The organism is Aquidulcibacter sp. (genome assembly GCF_044346625.1).
Classification (GTDB): Bacteria; Pseudomonadota; Alphaproteobacteria; order Caulobacterales; family Aquidulcibacteraceae; genus Aquidulcibacter.
Genome location: NZ_JBIIYV010000007.1, coordinates 1 through 22618, shown reverse-complemented (window position 1 = coordinate 22618; position 22618 = coordinate 1). Strand labels below are relative to the sequence as shown.

At 56.1% G+C, this 22618-nt stretch carries 21 protein-coding genes; 14 read left to right on the top strand and 7 right to left on the bottom strand.

Annotated features, from left to right (window positions below; genetic code table 11):
* Positions 1-44: 44 nt before the first annotated feature.
* Positions 45-986, bottom strand: coding sequence for an NAD-dependent epimerase/dehydratase family protein (locus tag ACIQ20_RS03700; protein ID WP_395777568.1), 942 nt, complete (start codon positions 984-986; stop codon positions 45-47).
* 70 nt (positions 987-1056) lie between these two features.
* Between ACIQ20_RS03700 and ACIQ20_RS03695 the strand changes: the two genes are divergently transcribed.
* A complete protein-coding gene (locus ACIQ20_RS03695) occupies positions 1057-1998 on the top strand; it encodes a LysR family transcriptional regulator (protein WP_395777566.1) in 942 nt (313 codons plus the stop codon).
* A gap of 3 nt (positions 1999-2001) precedes the next feature.
* Here the strand turns inward: ACIQ20_RS03695 and ACIQ20_RS03690 are convergent, their stop codons facing one another.
* Positions 2002-2415 carry an acyloxyacyl hydrolase gene (locus ACIQ20_RS03690; protein WP_395777564.1) on the bottom strand — a complete coding sequence of 138 codons (414 nt, stop codon included), beginning with the start codon at positions 2413-2415 and terminating at the stop codon, positions 2002-2004.
* 9 nt (positions 2416-2424) lie between these two features.
* Positions 2425-2604 (bottom strand): hypothetical protein, encoded by a 180-nt coding sequence (locus tag ACIQ20_RS03685; RefSeq protein ID WP_395777562.1) that lies wholly within the window; start codon positions 2602-2604, stop codon positions 2425-2427.
* A gap of 149 nt (positions 2605-2753) precedes the next feature.
* On the opposite strand from ACIQ20_RS03685, the gene ACIQ20_RS03680 reads away from it, so the two are divergent.
* From ACIQ20_RS03680 to ACIQ20_RS03655, 6 genes are all read left to right on the top strand, one after another.
* Positions 2754-3551: a crotonase/enoyl-CoA hydratase family protein gene (locus tag ACIQ20_RS03680; RefSeq protein ID WP_395777560.1), complete on the top strand. Its 798-nt coding sequence runs from the start codon at positions 2754-2756 to the stop codon at positions 3549-3551.
* The gene (locus tag ACIQ20_RS03675; RefSeq protein WP_395777558.1) at positions 3548-4057 is read left to right on the top strand and encodes a hypothetical protein; all 510 of its coding nucleotides are present in this window, start codon (positions 3548-3550) and stop codon (positions 4055-4057) included. The genes ACIQ20_RS03680 and ACIQ20_RS03675 overlap by 4 nt, the downstream gene beginning before the upstream one ends.
* Positions 4058-4084: 27 nt before the next feature.
* The gene (locus tag ACIQ20_RS03670) at positions 4085-5233 is read left to right on the top strand and encodes a serine hydrolase domain-containing protein (protein WP_395777556.1); all 1149 of its coding nucleotides are present in this window, start codon (positions 4085-4087) and stop codon (positions 5231-5233) included.
* A gap of 100 nt (positions 5234-5333) precedes the next feature.
* Positions 5334-5624 (top strand): putative quinol monooxygenase, encoded by a 291-nt coding sequence (locus ACIQ20_RS03665; RefSeq protein ID WP_290800838.1) that lies wholly within the window; start codon positions 5334-5336, stop codon positions 5622-5624.
* Between the two features lie 11 nt (positions 5625-5635).
* Positions 5636-6868, top strand: coding sequence for an acyl-CoA dehydrogenase family protein (locus tag ACIQ20_RS03660; RefSeq protein ID WP_346381448.1), 1233 nt, complete (start codon positions 5636-5638; stop codon positions 6866-6868).
* Between the two features lie 95 nt (positions 6869-6963).
* Positions 6964-7830, top strand: a complete 867-nt coding sequence (locus tag ACIQ20_RS03655) for a lipase family protein (protein WP_395777553.1) — start codon at positions 6964-6966, stop codon at positions 7828-7830.
* Between the two features lie 26 nt (positions 7831-7856).
* Here ACIQ20_RS03655 and ACIQ20_RS03650 read toward each other — a convergent pair whose 3' ends face one another.
* Entirely contained in the window at positions 7857-8762 is a 906-nt protein-coding gene (locus ACIQ20_RS03650) for an SDR family NAD(P)-dependent oxidoreductase (RefSeq protein WP_346381450.1), read from the bottom strand.
* 208 nt (positions 8763-8970) lie between these two features.
* On the opposite strand from ACIQ20_RS03650, the gene ACIQ20_RS03645 reads away from it, so the two are divergent.
* The 3 genes from ACIQ20_RS03645 (at position 8971) to ACIQ20_RS03635 (ending at position 13681) form a co-directional block, all read left to right on the top strand.
* Positions 8971-11043, top strand: a complete 2073-nt coding sequence (locus ACIQ20_RS03645; protein WP_395777550.1) for a S46 family peptidase — start codon at positions 8971-8973, stop codon at positions 11041-11043.
* A 108-nt stretch (positions 11044-11151) separates the two neighbouring features.
* The gene (locus ACIQ20_RS03640) at positions 11152-12438 is read left to right on the top strand and encodes a PQQ-dependent sugar dehydrogenase (protein ID WP_395777548.1); all 1287 of its coding nucleotides are present in this window, start codon (positions 11152-11154) and stop codon (positions 12436-12438) included.
* 55 nt (positions 12439-12493) lie between these two features.
* Positions 12494-13681, top strand: coding sequence for an MFS transporter (locus ACIQ20_RS03635; RefSeq protein ID WP_395777546.1), 1188 nt, complete (start codon positions 12494-12496; stop codon positions 13679-13681).
* Here the strand turns inward: ACIQ20_RS03635 and ACIQ20_RS03630 are convergent.
* On the bottom strand, positions 13669-14760 hold the full coding sequence (locus ACIQ20_RS03630; protein ID WP_395777544.1) for a M14 family metallopeptidase: 1092 nt from the start codon (positions 14758-14760) through the stop codon (positions 13669-13671). The genes ACIQ20_RS03635 and ACIQ20_RS03630 overlap by 13 nt on opposite strands.
* A 37-nt stretch (positions 14761-14797) precedes the next feature.
* Positions 14798-15775: an N-acetyl-D-Glu racemase DgcA gene (gene dgcA, locus ACIQ20_RS03625; RefSeq protein ID WP_395777542.1), complete on the bottom strand. Its 978-nt coding sequence runs from the start codon at positions 15773-15775 to the stop codon at positions 14798-14800.
* Between the two features lie 219 nt (positions 15776-15994).
* Between dgcA and ACIQ20_RS03620 the strand changes: the two genes are divergently transcribed.
* The 4 genes from ACIQ20_RS03620 to ACIQ20_RS03605 are packed head-to-tail and all read left to right on the top strand — an operon-like array spanning position 15995 to position 19695.
* Positions 15995-17125, top strand: coding sequence for an ABC transporter permease (locus ACIQ20_RS03620; protein WP_395777540.1), 1131 nt, complete (start codon positions 15995-15997; stop codon positions 17123-17125).
* Positions 17122-17922: an ABC transporter ATP-binding protein gene (locus tag ACIQ20_RS03615; RefSeq protein ID WP_395777538.1), complete on the top strand. Its 801-nt coding sequence runs from the start codon at positions 17122-17124 to the stop codon at positions 17920-17922. Before ACIQ20_RS03620 ends, ACIQ20_RS03615 begins: the two co-directional genes overlap by 4 nt.
* 22 nt (positions 17923-17944) lie before the next feature.
* Positions 17945-19039: an MlaD family protein gene (locus ACIQ20_RS03610; RefSeq protein ID WP_395777536.1), complete on the top strand. Its 1095-nt coding sequence runs from the start codon at positions 17945-17947 to the stop codon at positions 19037-19039.
* A complete protein-coding gene (locus ACIQ20_RS03605) occupies positions 19036-19695 on the top strand; it encodes an ABC-type transport auxiliary lipoprotein family protein (protein WP_395777534.1) in 660 nt (219 codons plus the stop codon). The genes ACIQ20_RS03610 and ACIQ20_RS03605 overlap by 4 nt, the downstream gene beginning before the upstream one ends.
* Here ACIQ20_RS03605 and ACIQ20_RS03600 read toward each other — a convergent pair.
* On the bottom strand, positions 19662-22211 hold the full coding sequence (locus ACIQ20_RS03600) for a hypothetical protein (protein ID WP_395777532.1): 2550 nt from the start codon (positions 22209-22211) through the stop codon (positions 19662-19664). The genes ACIQ20_RS03605 and ACIQ20_RS03600 overlap by 34 nt on opposite strands.
* Between the last annotated feature and the right edge of the window lie 407 nt (positions 22212-22618).

The window sequence follows — 22618 nt, the reverse complement described above, 5'->3', positions numbered from 1 at the left end:
TTGATAAAAGCCTATCGAAGACGCAGAATCTCTAAGCAAACAGGCTAGGCTGTCTCATAGGCCTTAAGTGTTGCGGCAATGCCGATTGAAAAGGGCGTGGGGTCGTTCCAGAACCGCTTGGCGAATTTGGTTGCATTAACTTGGTATGTGCGATCCCATTGAAAGCGCATCTCGGCCATTTCCGCCATCATGGGATTAAACAGCCCGATGAAGGGCAAAAAGGCCATCGGCAAAGCGGTGAGTTTGAGTGGCTTGCCCGTATATGCGCTAGCCAGTGAAAGGATGTCGCGTGGGGTTTGGATAGGCGCGCAGGGAATGTGCCAAGCTTGGCCGAAATCTTCGTCTGGTGCATTGAGAAGCGAGAGCACGCCACGCGCTATATCCGGCACATAGGCAAAGTCATGCTTCTGATTAGGGTCGACGATCAGCATAGCGGGTTTGCCTTTAGCCAATGCGCCAAATGCCATATCCCCAAGGTGGGACTGTGCGACCCCCGGGCCATAAAAGTCTGGCGCGCGTAGGGCCGCGACCCGCACTTTGCCCTCCCTGTGGGCCGACATCCATTGCCGTGTGATCGCAGCCCGCACGGCTGGCTTGGTCCCAAATGGCGAGAGGGGGAGGGTTTCGACGAGCGGGACCGTCTGGGGGCCATACATGTACAAGTTATCGACAAAGATTAGGCGCGCGCCATTCGCTTCTGCTGCCTGCAGCACATGGGCCATGGCGCGAGGCCATTGGTCAGCCCAGATTGCCCGCTCATAGGCAAAGCCAATTGCTAGGACGATCTGCGCGGCCCCTGCACAGGCCGCCTGCACTGAAGCCAAGATCTGACTATCGCACGGGACGAAGGATACGCCTTCTGGCAAAGTTTCTGGCCGATGGCGCTGGGCCACGCACACATCTCGTTCTTGGCCTGTCGCTAACAATTGCGAGACAACAGCCCGCCCGACCGGCCCATATCCTAGGACCACAATTTTCTCACGCATCTTCATCTCCTACGATTTCGTTGCATGAGGGATAGTGCTGAGGATTGTATACGTAAAATGCATAGTTTATATGTTCGCTATGCGTGAAGTGAATTTAAACGGTCTCGATCTCAATCTTCTTCCGCCGCTCGAGGCTTTGTTAAGGTGCAAAAATGTGACCTTGGCGGCGGCGGACGCAGGCATGAGTCAGCCCGCAATGAGCCGGGCGCTGGGGCGCTTGCGGACGATTTTTGATGATCTGATCTTGGCGCGCGGGGCCAAGGGCTTGGTGCTAACACCTAAGGCTTTGGAGATATCTTTTGCCCTTAGGCCTGCTTTGGAACAGCTGAAACAAGTGTTTCATGCCCCTGACTTCGACCCTAAAACATCACAGCGCACCATCCGCTTTGCCAGTTCGGATGTACATAACACGCTGATTTTTCCCACCTTACTGCGCAACTTATCAGACCGTGCGCCGGGATTAGACATTAGTTGCGAGCCATATGGCCCTGACCTTGTCTCGCGCATGGCGGGCGGCGATATCGACTTCGCTTTTGCGCTGGATACCTCGCCTTTGCCAACTGGGGCCCAAAGCCTGTATCTGGCACAAGACGAATTGGCATTGGTCATGCGGCGTAATCATCCTCTGGCGACCCACGATTGGACACTGTCAGACTATGGCGAAGTGCCCCACATTCTAATCAGACTTTTAAATGATGGGGTGAATGACTTGGATGCGCTCTTAGCGGTCCACGGAATCCAGCGTCGCACGCTCTGGTCTACGCCGCACTTTCTGGCTGCATTAGCCGCTGTCTCCACAACTGATGCGGTGACGACTTTGTCTCGTGCATTCGCCGCCCGATTTGCAGACCATTTTGACTTAATCTTGCACCGGCCCCCGATCGACAATCCATCATTGGGCATTGTTTTGGTTATGGCAAAAGCCCGAGACCATGACCCCTTGATGGCTTGGGTCGCTGACCAAGTTAAACTCGCCGCTATTGAGGTTTACGCGGTTTCAGTCAGGCGTTGAAACTTAGAAAGTGCGCCCAAGCCGGATGCCGACATTGTCGATGCCTTGGTTCTTAGAGCCACCCAGAATGTGGCCGTGGCTTAGGTGTTCATACACCAGATAGCTTGTCCAAGACTCACTGTGGCGATAGCCGACGGCAAAGCCCAAGCGGAATAAATCGCGCGAGCCCAAGGCCAATTCCTCCGCATTGAATTTTGCCCGCCGCGCGCTGTCGGCAGGAGCATAGGGGTTTTCCAGCGGATCGCCATTATGGATCACATAGCCCAAATAAGGGTCGATGGTTATGTTCTTGCTGACGGCGAAGGTCCAATCTAGCCCGACGCCGGCGAAACTGGTCTCGCCTTGGGTGTTAAGCGAAGCAACGACACCGGGGCGGGGTGAAAAAGCAAATTTCAGCCAATCTGGGCTGTTCCACAAGACTTCGACTTACACGTCCGGCCCGTCTTCCTTGCCTGCATTCTTGGAAACGTTTGTCTCGATATTGTGGGCCATGATTGCCCCGCGCACTTCGCTAATTTGGGCTTGGGCAGGCAGTGCGAACAAGCTTGTGATGCCAAAGGCTAAGCCCGTCGCGATGCGACGGTTTGTCGGGTCAAGATACGCCATACTAGATGTCCCTATGTTAGCTAACGATAGAGCGCGAGTCCGCCCTGGAGGTCAATTCGATCTGTTTTGTCTGCCGTCTTCGGCATTTGAAATGATTGCCAGAAACAGCCCTTAGCTTTACGGCTTCCACACTGATTTTGGAGGTTCCCATGGCCGTAGCGAAACTGGAAAAAGACGGGGCAATTGCCACCATCACCATCACCCGTCCCGAAGCAATGAATGCCTTAGGTCAACCCGGCGACGGTGATGTGTTTCAAGCCATTTGCGCTGACATTAATGCCGATCGTTCGATCCGCGCTGCGATTCTGACGGGCGAGGGGCGGGCCTTTTCTGCTGGCGGCGATGTGAAGGCCATGAAAGAACGGACAGGGGCTTTTGGCGGTAGCCCGGCTGAAATTCGCGAGGCTTATCGCGGTAATATCCATAAGATCATCAAAGCCCTCTGGAACTTGGAAGTGCCATTGGTCAGTGCGGTGAATGGTCCCGCTATTGGGCTTGGCTGTGACGTGGCCTGCATGGGTGATATTCGTATCGCCGCCAGCGGAGCCAAGTTCGGCGTGACCTTTTTGAAGCTAGGCCTGATCCCGGGCGATGGCGGCGCTTGGCTGACACCCCGCATCGTGGGGTGGAGTCGCGCGTGCGAGCTTTTGTTTACCGGCGATGTGGTCGACGCGCAGACCGCGCGTGAGTTTGGTTTTGTCTCCCGCGTAGTCGAGGCCGATGCCTTGATGGCGGAGGCCCGTGCGATGGCTGAAAAAATCGCGATGCAGCCACCCCATGCCCTGCGCGTCACCAAGGCATTGATGCGCCAGGGCCAGACGGCAACCTTTGACACCATCATGGAATTGTCGGCGGCTTCCCAAGGGCTGATGCATCATACGGCAGACCATGAGGAAGGCGTGGATGCCATTCTAGAAAAGCGCAGCCCCAGCTTTACTGGCCAATGAAGCGCCTAGCTTTCTGCCTGCTTGTGTGTGCTCTCAGCGCATGCGATCCCGGCGACACGGATCAAAATCCGCGTGATCGCATCGGCTCTGAGGGGCCGCTTTCCTGGCGATTGGTTGAGCAAAAGGCAGGGGCCGCAGCGTTTTTGTCGCGGCCGGGGGCAGCCCCCGACTTGGTTTTGTGGTGCGATGATCAACAGCTTATCACCCTGCGCGCGCATGTCTTTCCAGCACCCGAGGCCCAGCCGACTTTGGTGCTGACGACGAAGGCAGGCCGCATTGCTTTCACGGAAGTCCGTCGCCAAGGCGGCGTGCGGGATGGAGACCGCAAATTGGTGGAGGGCAAGATTGGCTTGGCTGAGATGGGGGTGGCTGAAACAATTCTTGCAGCCAGCGACTTTACCTTGACGTCGGGTGACGTTGACTATCGCGCTCAGCCGGTGGATCGTGATCAGATACTGCCTGCCTTTGTTGCCGCGTGTCGCAAAGAGGGGCCAAAAGCGCCCTAGAGAGCGCACGAAGTAGGGGAGAAGGCGATGTCACAGGCACCAGTGATCCACGGGTTTGTTGCGCAAGGGTTTGAGCCCGTTCGAGACGCTTTTGCGCAGAATTTAGCCAGTGGTGAGGAGCTTGGCGCGACCTTCAGCGTTGTCCAAGACGGCGAAACCATCATCGACCTCTATGGCGGGGTGCGCGACGAAGACCGTAGCGAGCCTTTAGGGCCAGACGATCTCTTTAATGTGTGGTCGACCACCAAAGGCATGGCTGCCATCAGTATCGGGATTGCTGTGGAGCGCGGTCTTTTAGACTATCAGGCACCAGTTGCGACTTATTGGCCAGAATATGCCGTCAACGGCAAAGAGGCCATCACGGTGGAAACCCTGCTCAGCCATGCCAGCGGCATTCAAGGCGCAGACACCCAAGCCACGACGGAAGAGCTGTTGGATATTCCAGCCTTTGCGGCTCGTTTAGCGAGCCAAGCCCCTTTGTTCCCGCCAGGCTCCGCCAACGCTTATAATGCTGGCGTTTTCGGCCATTGGGTGGACGCTTTGTTGCGCCGGACTGATGGTCGTTCTTTGAAGGATTTCTTCGCCGATGAAGTGGCGACACCGCTCAATGCCGATGTGTGGATTGGGTTGCCTGAGGATCAACACCACCGCCGCGCGCCGATTGTGGCACCGTGGGCAGCGATGTTAGCGACGGCACCGCCACAAACAGACCCAATCATCAAGTCGGCTATGGGCAGCCCACGGATGAGCCCACTTCAAGCCAATCGGCCCGATTGGATCGCCGCAGGCAATGGCGCGGCAGGCGGCAGTGCGAATGCCCGTGGCATTGCCCGCGTTTATGGCGCTTTAGCGCGCGGTGGTGAGCTCGACGGCGTTCGCATCCTGTCACCGGAAGGCGTGGCGCTCGCAAGTGCGCAACGTCGTGAAGGCAAGGATAAAGTTTTGGGCGTGTGGGTGCGCTGGGCGGCGGGCTTTATTCTATCCAGCAAAGGGCTTTATGGCCCCAATGACACCAGCTTTGGTCATTCCGGCTGGGGTGGTAGCTTTGGCTTTGCCGATCCCGTTAATAAGCTGGGCGTGTCTTACGCGATGAATTTGATGGCACCCAATCTTGCGGGTGATCCGAGGGGCGGCCGCTTGGTCACGGAAACCTATCGCTGCCTCGGGCTCGGCTGACGCAGCGGGGAGCACCTTTGCCCTTCCATCATGCCTCAAACGACTTATAACCAGTGCTATAGAACTAAGAAAACCAACCAGACTTAAGGGAGAAAACCAGATGATCGGAATCTGCGCACAATTCACCATCCAAGCCGGCAAGAATGCCGAATTTGAAGCCTTACTGACCGAATTCGTCACCACCGTGAAGGCGAAAGAGCCAGGTGCGACCGTCTACCAATTGTGCAAAAGCGCAAAAGCGGAAAACGACTATTTCATGCTGGAGCTTTATGCCGATCAAGCCGCGCTGGATGCCCATGGCAAGACCGAGCATATGGCTGCACTGGTTGCCAAAATCGGCGGCTTCCTTGCTGCTCCGCCAAAACTGACCCAAGGCCCAGCCGTATTTTAGGATAAGCCGCAATGGATTTAGCATTCACCTCTGAAGATCTTGCGTTTCAAGCCGAAGTCCGCGGCTGGATTGCTGAAAACTACACGCCCGCTTTGCGGGCAAAAATGGCCTTGTCCAAGAATGGCTATCTGGACAAGGAAGGCCAAGTTGAGTGGCAGAAGAAGCTGGCCGCACGTGGCTGGGCCGCCCCGGATTGGCCAGTTGAGCACGGCGGGCCGGGCTGGACTTCCAGTCAGCGCTATATCTTCAATATGGAAGTATCGGCCGCTGGTTGCCCGTCGCCTTCGCCTATGGGCCTAAAAATGGTGGCCCCAGTTATCATGGCCTTTGGCAATGATCAGCAAAAAGCCCAGCACTTGCCCAAGATCCTGACCTCGGACATTTGGTGGTGCCAAGGCTATTCAGAGCCCGGCTCTGGCTCGGACCTCGCCAGCCTTCAGATGAAGGCTGAAAAGACCGTGCGCGATGGGGTTGAGGGCTATGTTCTCAACGGCTCGAAAATCTGGACGACCCAAGCGCAATGGGCAGACTGGATGTTCAATCTCGTACGCACCAGCCAAGAAGCCAAGAACCAGAACGGCATCAGTTTCATTCTGGTCGACATGACCACGCCGGGCATTAGCGTACGCGCTCTGCCGACCTTGGATGGCCCAGTTGAAGGTCAGCAAGAAATCAACCAAGTCTTCTATGAAGACGTGTTTGTGCCAGCAGAAAACCTGATCGGCGAAGAAGGCAAAGGCTGGACCTATGCCAAGTATCTGTTGGAGTTTGAGCGTGGCAATGCCTATGCGCCGGGCTTGAAAAACGCCCTCAAAAAGGTCAAGCGCATCGCCGCAGTCGAACAGTCTGGCGATCGCGTCTTGCTGGAAGACCCAGATTTCGGTCGCAAGATTGCCGAACTGGAAATCCAGATCAACGCTCTTGATGCCACTGAGATGAAAATCTTCTCGGGCCTCTCTTCGGGTAAGTCAGTTGGTGCCGCATCCTCCATGCTGAAATGTAAAGGTAGCGAGATGCAGCAGGCCATCTCTGAGCTTGCTCTCGAGGCCGTTGGTGTATCGGGTATTCCGTTTGTCGCCGACAGCTGGGGCATCTTGGATGGGCGCTCGAACGACCCATTCCCCGTACCAGACTATGCGGTGGCAGTGGCCCCGTCTTACTTCAATTATCGCAAGACCTCGATCTATGCCGGGTCTAACGAAATCCAGCGCAATATCATGGCGAAAATGGTGTTAGGCCTCTAAAGGCAAGCTAGACCCTCAGAGCGTCGGTGTTGTTTCAGTGCCGAGCTCTGAGGAGTATCTATACAGCACAACCCAAAGTAATTTATGCTTGCTTTATGAACACGCAAGCGAACTGCCCTGAACCCCCCATTACACTCGGCCCCGACGAGGCCAGAAACTTGCCGACCTGGCGCGCCGCTTTTTCTGAGCGCACAGCCGAACTCATGGCGAAACTAGCGCTTTTGTCCTATGAACCTGATCCAAAAAAGTTGTCCCAATTATTGAACGCGGGACAGTTTACGCTCCTAGCCACCTATGACCAAGACGGCAGCCAAGCTTTCCTTGCGCGCGCTGACGACTTTGCTGTGATCGCCTTTCGAGGCACCGATTCCTATCGCGATTGGAAGACCAATTTGATGAGCGAAGCCGTGCTGGTCGACACACGCTTGGGCAGTGTCGAGATCCATAAGGGCTTTATGAAAGCCTATGATCGGATCGGCGCTCAACTGTTGGAAGATGTGAACCGCCTCGTGCCAGATACAAAGGGGCTGTATCTGACGGGGCATAGCCTGGGCGGTGCGATGGCGCAGATTGCCTCGACACAATTGGAGCGCGACAATCTGGCCGCCTGTTACACGTTTGGTGCACCAAGGGTGGGCGACCTTTCCTTTGACCGCTTGGTTGTCTGCCCGCACTATCGGCTGGTCAATGGTTGGGACTTAATTACCACCATGCCGCCACCGATCTTCACGCCCTATCGCCATACAGGCGACCCGCGTCTTTTAACGAGTACTGGCAAACCAATCATGCGGCGGGACCGCAGTCCATTTGTCAAAATCTTCCATACGATTATTGGGCTTATCTCGTTCGTCTTTGGCAATCCGCGCCTGCTGGATGACCACCGAATGGAAGCCTATATCGACAAAATAAAAGCCGCCCGCGCCTTGAGAGGGGAGGCGCGGGTCGGCGGGATGTTTGATTAAATTTTGAGTTTGCTTGTCAGCTAGGATCAGCCGCCCGAAAGCTTGCGCATGAACTTGCCGGTTTGACCGCCGCCCTGTTCATAGGCTTCATGACCGGCTGGGTCACAAATCTTGTCCCAATTGTCGCGAACTTCTTCGGCGGTGATGCCGTCATCCTTCAGGCAGATGCCGTCAGTTTCATAGATTTTCGCGACGGCGAACACACCAGCGCCAGCGGACAGAACGGTGCCAGTTGGGGCATCTTCGCTGACCAGGAACATCACGCCGGGGGTGACATATTCTGGCTTCAAAAGGTCCAACATTTGTGGCGGCATCAGGTTTTCCGTCATGCGGGTTGCAGCAACCGGGCTGATCGCATTGACCTTGATGTTATTCTTCGCGCCTTCGATTTTCAGCGTATTCATGAAGCCATAAAGCGCCAGCTTGGCTGCGCCATAATTGGTCTGGCCAAAATTGCCATACATGCCGCTCGACGAGGTGGTGACAACAATGCGGCCATAATTTTGCGCCTTCATGATTTCCCACATCGCCTTGACTGGCTTGACCGTCCCCATCAGGTGGACATTCATGACAACGTCAAAATCGGCGATTTCCATTTTCGAGAAACTCTTGTCGCGCAGGATACCCGCGTTTGCGATCAAGATGTCGATCCGGCCCCATTTTTCCATGACTTGGGCAACCATATTGGCCACGCCCGCATCGTCGGTGACAGAGGCACCATTGGCGATGGCTTCGCCGCCAAAGGCTTGAATTTCTGCGACAACGGCTTCGGCTGCAGCGGAGTTGCCGCCAGTTCCGTCCATCGCGCCGCCCAAATCATTGACAACAACCTTGGCACCACGCCGGGCCAATTCGAGGGCGTGTTGCTTACCCAACCCACCACCGGCACCTGTTACGATGGCGACTTGGCCGTCAAAGCGAATATCTGACATGTGAACGTCTCCTGAGCATGTTGGCTTATAAGGATTTGCGCATTGCCATGCCCACCACTTCCGCTCGCGTCAAGGGAAACTGACATGGCAGGGGGTGTAATTTTCTGCCTCTAGAGCCCTGCCTCGGCTTTTGTGATTGGATCGAACGCGTTAACACGTATCTAGGGTCGACGTATGGTACGTCGCACCCAGCAAGGACATGATCTCGATGCAATCGAAATTCTTGATGGCTGTTAGCGTTGCGACGCTAGCCTTTTCCAGCCCCGCCTTCGCCGATGAAGGCATGTGGACATTTGATGCGTTTCCAGCCGCCAAAATGAAAGCGGCCCATGGTTTTGCCCCCGATCAGGCGTGGCTGAGCAAGGTTCAACAGTCCGCTGTGCGCTTGTCGTCTGGCTGTTCGGCCAGTTTTGTTTCCGATAGTGGTTTGATCCTGACCAATTGGCATTGCGTGTCCAGCTGTGTGGCTGACTTGTCGAGCGCCGATAAGGATTACGGCCTGAACGGCTTCTTGGCCGCTGCTTTGACCGACGAGAAGACTTGCCCCGGCGTGGAAGCAGAAGTGCTGGTTAGCATCATCGACAATACGGCCAAGGTGAAAGCCGCGACCGCCGGTGTTGAGGCCAGCAAAGTAGCCCAAGCGCGCGGCGTTGCAATTGCCAAGTTGGAAGAAGAAGCCTGCAAGAATGACGACAAGGAATTGTTCCGTTGTGACATGATTTCCTTGTTCCGTGGAGGTCAGTACAAGATCTACAAATACCGCACCTACAAAGACGTGCGCTTGGTCTTTTCGCCTGAAAATGCCATGGGCTTCTTTGGCGGTGACCCGGACAATTTCAATTTCCCACGCTACAATTTGGATGGTGCTTTCCTGCGTGCCTATGAAAATGGGGCGCCGGTCAAAACCCCAACCCACCTCGCTTGGACCACTGAAACCCCTAAAGATGGCGAGATCGTCTTTGTTGCGGGCAATCCGGGCTCAACCGAGCGTTTGCGCACCACCACCCAATTGAAGTTTGAGCGCGACATGCGCTTGCATACCCGCCAATTGGTGCGGGCCGAGCTTCGCGGCCGCCTCGTCGAATATCGCACCAAAAGCGACGAGGCCAAGCGCTCGGCTGAAGACATGCTGTTTGGGATCGAGAATAGCTATAAGGCTCAATATGGCCAGCAACGCTCGCTGATGGACCCACAGTTTTTCGCGATCAAAGAGCGCGAAGAAGCGGAACTGAAAGCCAAAGTACGCGCCAATCCAGAGCTCCTGGCCGAAATTGGCGACCCGTGGGCACAGATTGATGCAGCCGTTTTAAAGCAACAAGATATGTTCTGGGAGCATGAGTTCTTGGAAGCTCGAGCTGGCTCGATCTCGAGCCTGTATGGTACCGCTCGCGCGCTGGTCCGAATGTCTAACGAGCGCGCCAAGCCTTTGGCAGAGCGTTTACCCGGCTATTCGGATGCGGCGATCGCACAAATGGAAAAGCAAATTCTGACGGAAGCGCCAATCTACAAAGATATGGAAGTTATCGGTCTAGAATTGTGGCTCTCGAAAGCGCGTGAATATCTGACGGCTGACAATCCATCTATCAAGCGCTTGCTGGGTGCCGAAAGCCCTGAGGGCATTGCAGCACGCGGCATTGCGGGCACAAAACTCGATGACAAAGCGGTTCGTGAAGCCCTAATCAAGGGTGGCAAGGCCGCTGTTGATGCTTCAAATGACCCTCTTATCGTATTGGCGCGCAGGGCCGAAACCGATGCGCGGGCGCTGTCGGTCCGGATGAACCAAGAGGTCAATGGCCCCTTGTCGCAAGCAGCTGAGAAGATCGCGAAGGCACGCTTCGCGGTTTATGGGGCTGATGTCTATCCAGACGCCACTTTCACCCTTCGTCTGTCTTTTGGCGTCGTGAAAGGCTGGACCTATGCAGGGGTCAACGTGCCATCGACCACGACAATTGCTGGCTATTTTGAGCGCGCGTCAGGCGAATTCCCGTTCGTCGCAGCTCCCTCGTGGCTTGCCGCCAAGCCAAACTTGAACTTGGCCACGCCGTTCAACATCTCGACCACCAATGACATCATCGGCGGCAACTCAGGTTCGCCTCTGATCGACCGCCAAGGTCGTGTGGTAGGTGCGGCGTTTGACGGCAATATCCACTCGCTCGGTGGCAATTATGCCTATGACGGTCGATTGAATCGCACGGTATCCGTCACGACTGCGGCCATCACCGAAGCCTTGACGAAGGTTTACAAGGCAGACCGTTTGGTCACAGAGTTGAAGGCTAAATAGGCTGCGCGATGACCATAATGTGACTGGGGGAGGCTAAGTGTAGGCCTAGGCTCCCCCGTCGCGTCAAGCTATGGGACGGGCTGAAGTGACGACCGAAGGATGGCTCTCATGATGGTTCGTAAGGCTCGCTTGGCTCTTGCAGGTTTCGCGCTTTTAGCGGCCAATGTCGCGGTCCCAGCTTTGGCGCAAACGACAATCAGTGCGCAAACGACGATTGTACCAGGCCCCACGCCGGTGACCCGAGCGCTTGCCCTTCCGGCTGCAGTCAGTGTCACCCCCCAAACCATGGTGGCGGACCTAGAAGCACCCTGGGGCTTGGCCTTTCTGCCCAATGGCGACCTCTTGGTGACCGAGCTTCTGGGAAAGCTACGCTATGTCAAAGCCGATACAAGCTGGAGCTTGGAGGCTGAAGAAATCAAAGGTGTGCCAGCGGTCACTGTCGGCGGTCAAGGCGGCCTCATGGATGTGACCCTGCACCCCAATTTCTCCCGCAATAAACTGATCTACTTAAGCTTTTCAGTCGGCGATGAAGCAGCGAACCGTACCCGAATTGTACGCGCCAAGCTCGAAGGCCGAGCTTTAACTGATGTCCAGACCATTTTTGAAGTCACACCAGCCAAGCCACGCTTTCAGCACTATGGCTCGCGCTTTGCTTGGTTGCCAGATCAGACTTTGTTGATCAGCATTGGCGACGGGGGCAATCCGCCTAATTCGTTGGACGGCAGCTTTATCCGCAATCAGGCGCAGAACCTAGGCAGTCATTTGGGTAAAATCATTCGGATCAAGGATGATGGCTCCATTCCAAAGGACAATCCATTTCTAAACACGCCGGGCGCGCGGCCTGAGATTTATTCTTATGGTCACCGCAATTCCCAAGGTCTGGTGCGCGATCCTGTTTCGGGTCGCATTTATGCAACCGAGCATGGCAGCCAAGGTGGGGATGAGTTGAACCTTATCCAGTCTGGTCAGAATTATGGCTGGCCAAAGGTCACCTATGCCGTCGAATACGGAGCAGCCCGCACCCCGATCACCCCCAATCAAAGCGGCTCGGGTCTGGTTGATCCTCTTGCGGTTTGGTCGCCAGCCATTGCGCCTTCTGGCCTAACAGTTGTGCGCAGTTCGAAGTATCGCGGCTGGGATGGGGATGTGCTGGCTGGTGGACTTAGGCTGGACCAAGGGCGTGGCGCTTTGATCCGGGTGGACCTAGACAAGGCCGGCAAAGTTTTGGGCCAAGAGCGGATCGATTTAGGCGATGTGCGGGTGCGCGATGTGCGGCAGGGGCCAGATGGCTATATCTATGTGTTGACCACCGCCATGCGCAATTTCCGCGACAAAGGTCAGCGCAATGGCGAATTGGTGCGCCTCGTTCCTGCAACTGAGGCTCCAACACGGTGAAAAAGGGGCCGAGTGGGGCTTGCGGCCAAGTCGCGTAGCACTCTAAGCCCTTCTTATGCCATCCATTGCACGCATGACCTTGTTTATGATGTTGGCCCATGTCGCATTGGGGGCCATCATGCCCTATTTGCCTGTTTGGTTGGCGACTACGAAAGGTCTAACTGGCGCGCAAATCGGGGTTATTCTTGCTTCGTCCAGCTTTGGTCGCATTCTCGTTGGCCCCTTGGTTGCCGCTTGGGCAGAAGGCCGCGGAGACCGACGGATTCCCCTGATTGTGTTCTCGTCGGCGCTGGCACTTGGATATCTTAGCTTTCCATTCCTAGGTGCGTTCTGGCCAATTGCTTTGGCCTGCTTTGCTACCGGTGTCATGTTTCAATGCTTGATGCCATTTGCCGAAGCCGGCGTCATGCGCGTCACATCGAATTCGCGCCGCTGGCCTTATGGTCGGGCGAGAGCGGCGGCATCGGCGGCGTTCGTTCTGGCCAATCTGGGGGCAGGGGCGACCATCCAAGCCTTTAGCGTTGAAGCCGTCTATGCGTGGTTCATCATCGCCAGCTTAGCGACCATGGCGTGTGGCTTTTGGTTGCACCCGGAGCCTATCGCCCAGCCCGCGGCCACGCCGCTTGGCACCCGGTTACTAGATAGCTTTACCTTGTTCAAAAGCAGAACATTCCTTTTGGCTGTCGTTGCGGCCAGTTTCATTCAAGCAGCGCATGCCTTTTACTATGGCTTCTCCAGCAAGCTGTGGCTCGAGCAGGGTTTTTCAGGCTCGCAAGTGGGTATGTTGTGGGCGTTTGGTGTCATTGTTGAAATTGGATTTTTTGCACTTTTGGCCAGTCGCTTGAACCATTTCCGGCCAGAGACTTTGATCCTTTGGGGGGCCATTGCCAGCATCATTCGCTGGGCTGCTTTCGCCCAGACACCGGATTTAGGCGTGACCTTCCTAGTGCAAGCCCTCCATGCTCTGACATTTGCGGCGACCCATATGGGGTTCATGCGCTTGATTGAGGCAGAAATCCCCTTGGCCCAGCGTGCAACGGGTCAACAATTGGGCTCGGCCCTCATCATGTCGCCCATCATGGGCCTAGCCAGTATTGCGGCTGGCACCCTCTATGACCAGTTCAGCTCTGGTGGCTATTGGAGTGGCGTGATTTTGGCCACGATTGGCCTTATTCTGATTTCGCTACTCTTATCGCCGCGTCAGCCAACTCTCAGGTTGCCGCCGGAAGATCAGATCAAGTAAGCGGCCGCCCGACCAATTACATCCAAGCTACGCGTCCAAACCATGTTTTTCCACTCATCGGTCTCAGGATAAAAGGCCGCGCGGCTATCGGCTTGGATTTGACAAGCTTCAGGGCCTGATGGATCGCCATAGCAGTGCAGCCAGCAGGCAGCTTGGGTCGCCATAAACACACTCATTGTGTCAACGGTACCAAACTCAATGGCGATACAGGCGCTCCACGAGGGGTCTAAAACGCGAACCAAGGCGGCATCCATCGTCCCAGACAAGTCGGCCGAGACGGAGCTGCCATCCTTGGTCGAACGGATTTCATCGCCCCAAATGGCCGCTTGACGCTGGTAATGGTCGCTAGATGGGGCGGCTTCGGTGATGATCTCGCCGACGCCAAAGGGGCCAAGCCCGGTATGCATGTCGATTGTCACGACTTGTTCAAGGCCAACACAATGCGCCTTTAAGATCTTATGGATGGTCTGGTTCGACCAAGACGGCGCGATACCACCATAATAGACGCCTTTGGGGTGGTTATACTGCCCTCCCGTCAGGGCTGCCTGTAGGGCTGGGAACCCATGCTCACCTGCAAAGGCGAGCAATTTGCCTTGTGCTTCTTGCAAGCTCGCGTCATCGCGGGCCGCTGGTGCTGCCCAAGGCGCCAAAAGGTCATAGTCGGGGTTGGCAGGCAAAGGCGGGTCAAAGCTTTTGAGGTAGTTGCGATTGAGGTCGATATTGTCCTCATTGAAGCGGCTATCCCACGAAAAGCCATACGGATTATGGGCATGGATCAAAACAACCCGAAACTTTTGCGCCCAATCTTGTGCCAAACCAGTTGCCAATAGCCCTACTTGCACGCCAGAGCCGCAATAGCCTTCTGGTCCATGCGTGCCAGAGATCACCACAAGGGCTGCATTTGCATCTTCGGGGCCAAGGACGGCGCAGTCCATCGCAATTTCGCGCCCGCCTGGTCCTTTGGCATGGGACATAACATGGGTTTCGACGTGCGCCCCGACGGCTGCGGCAGCGCTTAGAAACTTGTCGCGCGCTTCAAAATAGGTATGGGCAAAGAACGTTTCTGGAGCGAGTGACATCGAACTTCTTCCTATATTAAGGCGGCAAATAAACGGTCTAGCCCCATAGATCTCGGCTGGGTGGATGTAGGATAGAGCCGTCATAAACGAGACCGGGGTCACGATCTTGATCGAGCAAGAGCGGTCCGTCCAGATCAACCCAATCGGCTAATTGCGCAAGCAAGACCGCCGGGGCGGTCACCAGACTGGTACCAACCATACAGCCCATCATGACCTTCAGGCCTGCTGCCCGCGCCTCTCGAATAGATTTTAGGGCCTCGGTGAAGCCACCGGTCTTGTCGAGTTTGACGTTTACGGCATCATAATTTTGGACCAGAAGTTCGATGTCGGCGCTGGTGTGAAAGCTTTCGTCGGCGCAAATGGCTATGGGTGCCGCGACTTGGCCTAATCGGGAATCCTTGCTGGCGGCAAAGGGCTGTTCGACCACATCAATGTTCAGGCTGCGAGCCTCTTCTAAAAGGCCAGGCAAAGTATCAGGTTGCATGCCTTCATTAGCATCGACGATTAAGCGCGCATCTGGCCGGGCCTTTGCCACAGCGCGCACACAATTCAAGTCTTGCTCCCCACCAATCTTGACCTTCAAAATCGGTCGGCCTTTAGCTGCCAGCGCTGCTTGTGTCATCGCCTCTGGTGTATCGAGCGAGATGGTGAAAGCGGTCACCAAGGGTTTGGGTTCAGGCAAACCTGCTATCTTCCAAACCGGTTGGTTGAGAGTCTTGGCCTTTAAGTCCCATAGCGCGCAATCCAAGGCGTTTCGCGCAGCCCCAGCGGGCAAAAGGCTTTGGCAGCCTTCAATATCAATGCCCGCTTCGACGTGAACCCGGACGGCTTCCAATTGCACCATCACGCTGTCGCAGTCTTCCTCATAACGGGCATAGGGCACGCATTCACCTTGCCCGACGAAGCCGTTATGCTCTAGCCGAATGGAGACAATTTTCGCCTGTGTGCGCGCACCCCGGGCGATCCTGAAAATGCCTTTGAGGGGCCACACTTCTTGCTGGATATGAAACTTCATGCCACTTCTTAAACGCTTTTATTGGCTTTGCGAAGCGCATACACATGAGACATTCCAGTCACAGCATGTCATTTGTAAATGCGGGTAAGGCCCTTTTCCAACAACGGTCTAGGCACTAAGCTAGACTTTGCTGTGCCCCATGTGCACAACGATTCGTAACAGACCGCGCTACCGCCTATTCAGGTGGTCAAACAGGATTTTAGCCAGGAAGGCCATTTCTTGCCCGAACAGGAGGCCCAGTTTGCGATTGATCGTAGCGGACCTGCGCCAATACTTCGGGTGACGGGGGATTGGACAATCCATACGATCGGGCTGATCGATGCAGAATTGCGTCCAGTCCGTGATCTTGTTGAAGATCGCCCGGCTATTGTCGACGTCAGCGGCTTGATGGACCTTGATACCGCCGGTGCTTATGTTATCGAAAAGGCGCTACAATCATCCGTTGATGAACCGGCACAAATGATCGGCAAACATCCCGTAGCCGGCCGCATGTTGGCAGAAGTCCGGAAGTTCGCTTCTGGGTGCGACGCCCAGCCAGAGCCCGTGGCCTTGTGGCGACAATTGCTCGAACGCGTTGGCCGCGGCATGATCCAAGTTTATGAAGAGTCAATTGATACGATTGGATTTTTTGGGGAGACTGTTGTCGCCTGCGGCAAGGCAATTGCCCAGCCAAGCCGCGTGCGCTGGTTGCCCACGTTTGCAGTTGCTGAAAGCGCCGGCCTGAATGCTGTGCCGATTGTGATGACGCTGTCGTTTTTCATCGGTGCGGTTATCGCCTTTTTGGGCAAGACCATCTTGCAAGATTTTGGCGCCTCGGTGTTCACCATTGAGCTGGTAGGGTTTGCCATCCTGCGTGAATTTGGCGTGCTGATTACAGCGATTATTTTAGCCGGGCGATCAGACTCTTCGTTTACGGCTCAAATCGGCTCTATGAAAATGACCCAAGAGATTGATGCCATGCGTATTTTGGGCATGAGCCCGATGGAAATGCTGGTGGTGCCGCGTGTCATCGCGCTCTTGGTAATGTTCCCGATCTTGACCTTTTTGGCCATGATTGCCGGTATCGCCGGTGGGGCGATTGTGACCATGGTCACGTTGGATATAAGCCCAACCCTGTTTTTCAATCGATTGAACGACAATGTGGGCGTGGATCAGTTTTGGGCCGGTATGGGCAAGGCACCCGTCTTTGCCTTTATCATTGCAATTATTGGCTGTCGGCAGGGCCTGAATGTGGAAAGCGACGTGATTTCGCTGGGCCAAAGGACAACCGCATCTGTGGTGCAGGCTTTGTTTATGGTGATTGTGGTCGAAGCCATCTTTGCCCTGATCTATATGGAGCTTGGTATATGAACCCCGCCGATGCTCTCACCCCCATTTTGGACATACCCGATGAGGAAGTGGCGATCCGGTTGCGCGGGATTGGCAATCGCTTTGGACCGGTTGTAATTCATGAGCATCTTGATCTCGATGTCCTGCGAGGCGAAACCATTGGCATCGTTGGTGGTTCGGGAACGGGCAAGTCGGTCTTGATGCGGGCCATCATTGGCTTGCGGCCACCATCGGAAGGCAAAATCATGGTGCTAGGCCATGATGTGTGGTCCGATGACCCTGCAGAACGCAAAGCGCTCGACGCGCGCTGGGGCGTGATGTTCCAAGATGGTGCTTTGTTCTCAAACCTGACGGTGCGTGAAAATGTAATGGTACCCCTGACGGAACATACCGATCTGCCGCCAAAGCTGCGCCTTGAGATCGCAGACCTGAAGATTTTGATGGCGGGTCTGCCAGCTTCTTCGGCTGACAAATTGCCGTCTGAACTTTCCGGTGGCATGCGCAAGCGGGCCGCCCTCGCGCGTGCGATTGCGCTGGATCCTGATATTCTCTTTTTAGATGAGCCCACAGCTGGCCTCGACCCGATCACCGCAGGCAAGTTTGACGCTTTGGTCAATGAATTGAAGGAGACCCTAGGGCTTACCGTCTTCTTGATCACGCACGATCTAGATACGCTAAGAGACGCTTGTGATCGGGTTGCGGCATTGGCAGAGGGTAAAGTTATCGCTATCGGTCCATTGGACCATTTGCGCGAACATGCGACGGGTTGGTTATCGGAATACTTTGGCGGGCCGCGTGGCCGGGCCGCCTTAGGCTGAATGGCCAAATCAGGAGGAGAAGATGGAAACTAAGGCCAATTACGTCATGATCGGATTGTTCACGATCTTGAGCATCATCGCGGCCATCATCTTTACAGTCTGGATGGGCAATTCCGGCGTCAATCGCCAAGGGTCGCAATACGACGTTGTCTTTGAAGGACCTGTACGCGGGCTCGAAATTGGCGGCGAAGTCCGCTTTAACGGCATTAAGGTCGGTGAAGTCACCGATCTGCGCTTGAGTGAGCAAAACCCGAAAGACGTTGTCGCGCGTATTCGCGTGCAAAGCACAACGCCCGTCAAGACAGATTCCATCGCCCAGCTTGAACCCTCAGGCCTAACCGGCTCGACCTATATTCAAATTCTAGCTGGCTCTGATGGAGCAAAGCGCATGTTCGCCCGTATGGGCCAAAGCCCCCCGATCATCACCAGCCAGCGCGGGCAATTGGACCGCTTGCTTGAGGATGGGGAAGGGGTGATTTCAACCTCGCTTGAAGCAGTAGCGCGCCTCAATAAGTTGCTCGACGCAGAAAACATCGCAAATTTCTCTAAGACATTGCGCGAGGCTAGTTTAGCGGCGGAGACCTTCCGTGAAACCACGGAGGAGGCAACTTTGTTTGCCCAGTCCGCCCGCAGATTTACCGACCAAGCTACCGTTACAGCGGCGACCTATGACGGCTTGGGCAAAAATCTAATGACGCAATCCAATACCTTGAGCCAAGAATCCTTGGCCTTGGTCAGTTCTAGCCGCCTTCTGGTTGATGGCCTAAGTGAGGATGCCAATTCCTTGTCCGGCGGCGCAGAATTGACCTTGGCGAAAACCATGGAAGCCTTGACGGAAGCCCAAACGACCTTGCAGGAGTTCAACCAAACCGCGGTGGCCATGCGGGTTGCTACGAACCAATTTGGGGCCGTCGCAGACAATACCAATCGCGCAGTTGTTTCGATTGATCGCTTCTTTAAAATCGGCGCAGACCAAACCTTGCCTGACATGAGCCGTGCTGCTCAAGAAGTGCGCAATACGTCCATGACATTTGATGCTTTGGGCCAACAAGTCAGCCAGAATCCGCTGGATATCGTTAACCGTCCTGCCAACGCGACAGTAAAGTGGAAAAAATGAAACCGACCAAAAGTCTCGGCCTTCTTATTGCCGTCGCCATGCTGACCACGCCACTGGCAGGCTGTATCACCCTGTTGCCAAAGCCTGGTAAGCCCCCCGCCGTCGTGGCGATGCGGGCGGACCCGACTGTGCCACTACAAGCCCAACAATACCCATTCACCGTCGGGATTGGTGTGCCCACTATGCCAGCGATTTTGTTGGGCAACCAAATTGCTGTCATACGCAAAGACCGCACGTTTGCGTATGTGGACGGTTTGAGATTTTCGGCGTCCGCGCCGCTGTCGATTCAAAACGTGGTACTAGAAACGTTTGACTTGGCGGGCTCTACCCGTGCAGCGGTTCGGGCTGTAACCATTGCTCGACCTGATTATGAGCTCCATTTCGATGTCAGCGACTTCCAAGTCACAGAACCTCAAGGGCGGACCAAGGGTACGGCGCGCATCGAAGCCACCGCGCGCCTGATTGATGTGTATTCCGGTAAGCCCTTGGCTTCAAAGGTCATAGTCGGTGAAGCCATAGCCGCGCGTGGCGACGTGACGCAACCGGCCCGCGCTTTAGAGCAAGCCACCCGAAGCTTTGCGATCAAGGCCATGCAATGGGCCGTGATAGAGGCGAATGCCGACTATGCTTCGAAAGCGGCGTCCGCAACCAAATAAATTCGCGCCTCGTGGCCATTGAGGCGGCCGCGCGCGGCCGCCTCCCGCCTTGCTTCAACAAAGCGCACCACAAGGGCCCGCAGGTCTGCATCCATCGTCAGCTTAAGGCGCATGGCCTTAACCGCATTGGTGACAGCTTCGCGTGTTCCACGACGGGCTTGATCGCGCGAACGGCTGGCCATAGCGCGCAGCCGGTCCAGCAAAGAATCGTCAATCGTGCCCTCTAAATCTAGCTCGCTCAATAGGGCCATAATGCGCTGATTGTCCGGGTTTGGGCCTTTAGAATCGAGGCTGGATAGCACTTGCTTCCAGCTCCAGGCGCCAGCTTGAGCACCAGCAGGCGCACCGGCGCGATCTATCTGCAAGTCTGCAAACGGATCATCCTCAACCGGGATGGGGCTGGAAATGGCTAAGCGGCCCTTAAGTGGCGTGTTGAGAGGTGCTTCAGGTTGCGCAATCTCAGTGTCGGTAAAGGGCGCGAACAAAGCGCTCTCAGGCTCGGCAACCTCCTCCAATACGGTCACAATCGGCGTTGGTTCCGGCACCGGCTCCGGCTCTGGCGGCGGAGGCGGCGGAGGCGGCGGAGGAGGCGGAGGAGGTGCAGGCGGCGGAGGAGGAGGCGGAGGAGGTGGAGGCGGCGGAGGCGGCGGAGGAGGCGGTGGCGGCGGCGGCGGTGGCGCTACGGCAACCGGTTGGGCCAGAATAGGGGCAACTGGGATAGGGGCTAGGACCCCTGACAGGCCACCTAAGCGTTGTACCACTTCGCCCAGCGCTGAATACGAATCACGCAGGCGAACTTGGAAAGCCTCGTCCAATGCGGCGGTTTCTTCTGCGGCGCGGCGTCCGGCGGCATTTAGGCGGCTCAAGGTTTCGTTTAGCGCGTCTTCGATCACACGGGCACGTGTATCGGCTTCTTGAGGCAAGTTCGACAAGCGACGGTCAAGGCCGTCGAGAATGTCTTCCACCGAGCGTGCTTGGTCGCCACAAGCAGCAGCGAGTGCCGAGAAGCGCTCTTGAATGCGGGCCCCGGTTTGATCCAACAATCCGGCCGATTGCTCAATCATGGCTTGTGCATCTTTCAAGCGGCCGGACATGAATTGATCGGCCTCTTTGCTGACTTCAAAGGCAGTCTGCCTGGCCGAATCCAAGCGATGCTGGTTTTCGGTTTCCTGTTCAGAAGCGCGGCGGCGCGCCTCCTCGGCGGCTTGGCGGATGGCCTCGCTGCTGGCGCGCAAAGCCGCCATGGTTTCTTCCCCGGCAAGGCGGGCAGCGGCGGCTTCGGCACGCAAGGACTCCGCCGCCAGACGCGCATTGGCTTCAGCCGCGGCACGCACATCTTCCAAGGTCGCAAGACTCATGTCGCGAGCTTCTTGGGTCTTTCCGGTGATCGTATTGGCAGCGTGCATCGCGGAGTCACTGGCTGTCTGCGCAGCACTGTTCAAGGATTGTACGGCACCATCGACACTGCCGACCGCCTCATCTGCCCGTAACCGCGCCAAAACCATCAAATCATGGGCACGGGCGAGAGCGGATTCGCCCTTAGCAGCGGCTTGATCCAATTCCGTAATCGCCGAAGCTGCGCGCTGGGCCGCCTGATCCAAGCGCTCAGCCGCGCCAATGGCTAGTTCCGACGCTTGCGTAGACTGGGTGGCGAGACCTTGCGCGGCCTCGGTCAAGCGGTTGGCCCGCAGGTCCAGCCCTTCGGTCGCGACTTGGGTTGTAGTGGCGGCATTGGCCGTCATTTCTGCGAGGGCAGCGAGCAAGCTGTCGAGGCGTTCTCGCTCTTGTTCCATGGTTTGGGCGAGGCTATCGGCACTGCCGCGCGCGGCTTGGCCGGCTTCATTGAGGGCCAATGTGCGCCGCTCTACTTGGCCTTCGATTTGGGCCAAGCGCTCTGCCACTTGGCCAAGCGCGCCTTCCAATCGATTTATTTCACCCTCTACCGCTTGAGCGGTCGTGCGGATCGCGCCTTCGGCCAAGTTGCTTGGCAACAGCAGGCGACGGACAGCCGCCATCAATTGCCGCGATTCCCGATTGGACTTCGCAATGCTTTCCCCCATCAGACCGGCGAGCAGCGAAAAGGCCGGGCCAAATAGCAAAACAGCCAGACTGAGCAGAAGGGTGGCGTCACTCGCCCCCAAGGTCGCGATATTCTCGAAAATATAGGCCCCAACGCCTGCCACCCAGATGAGGGCGAGGCCGATTGAACCGTAAAGCAGGGTAGGGGCCTGCTTGCTCTTCGGGCGACGCTTGATCGGGGCAGAGCCATCAGGCTCTTCCGTCGCGGTTTCCCACTTCATCTTAGCGCTTGTATCTACAGGCTCTTTAGGTGCGCTGGGTTCAAGCGCCCCGCCTGCAGCTTCGGCAATTTCGATGGGTGCGAGGCGGCTAACTTCTTCCTCGGTTTCAAGTTGTTTCATGCGTTGGGCGGCTTTGGCGATGCGCTTAGCAGACTCACTGATTTGCGCTTCATCGCGCACCCGAGCCCAGATATCTTCATCTTTTTCATCGGCCATATTAGTTTGCCCAACCCAATCCTAAAACACGAACGCACATGGTGCCAATTCTTGGCGGCCCAACTATTTGACCAATATGCAACAGCATTCTTATCTAGGCAAAGCCATTTGCGCTATGGGGCCTTGCAGCCTGAAGAATTGAGTGTGTCCGTGCGCTTTTTTGAGGCTGGAGCCGCCGTTTTTTCAGAGGTTTAGGTCGCGTGGCCGCTTAATTGGTGCTTACTCAATTGAAGAACGTCTACAGAGCGAATTTGAGCGGCTTGGTTGGCCGGTGTGGTTACCGATAGACTAGGGGGTGCCTTTCTTTTTGATCACGTCCCATTTGGTGGTGTAACACGCGGTGACAGCTAATCCCCCTGCGCAGCGCTCGTCACATAGCTGGCGGAGCGGGGGGATTGGCGGTTGGT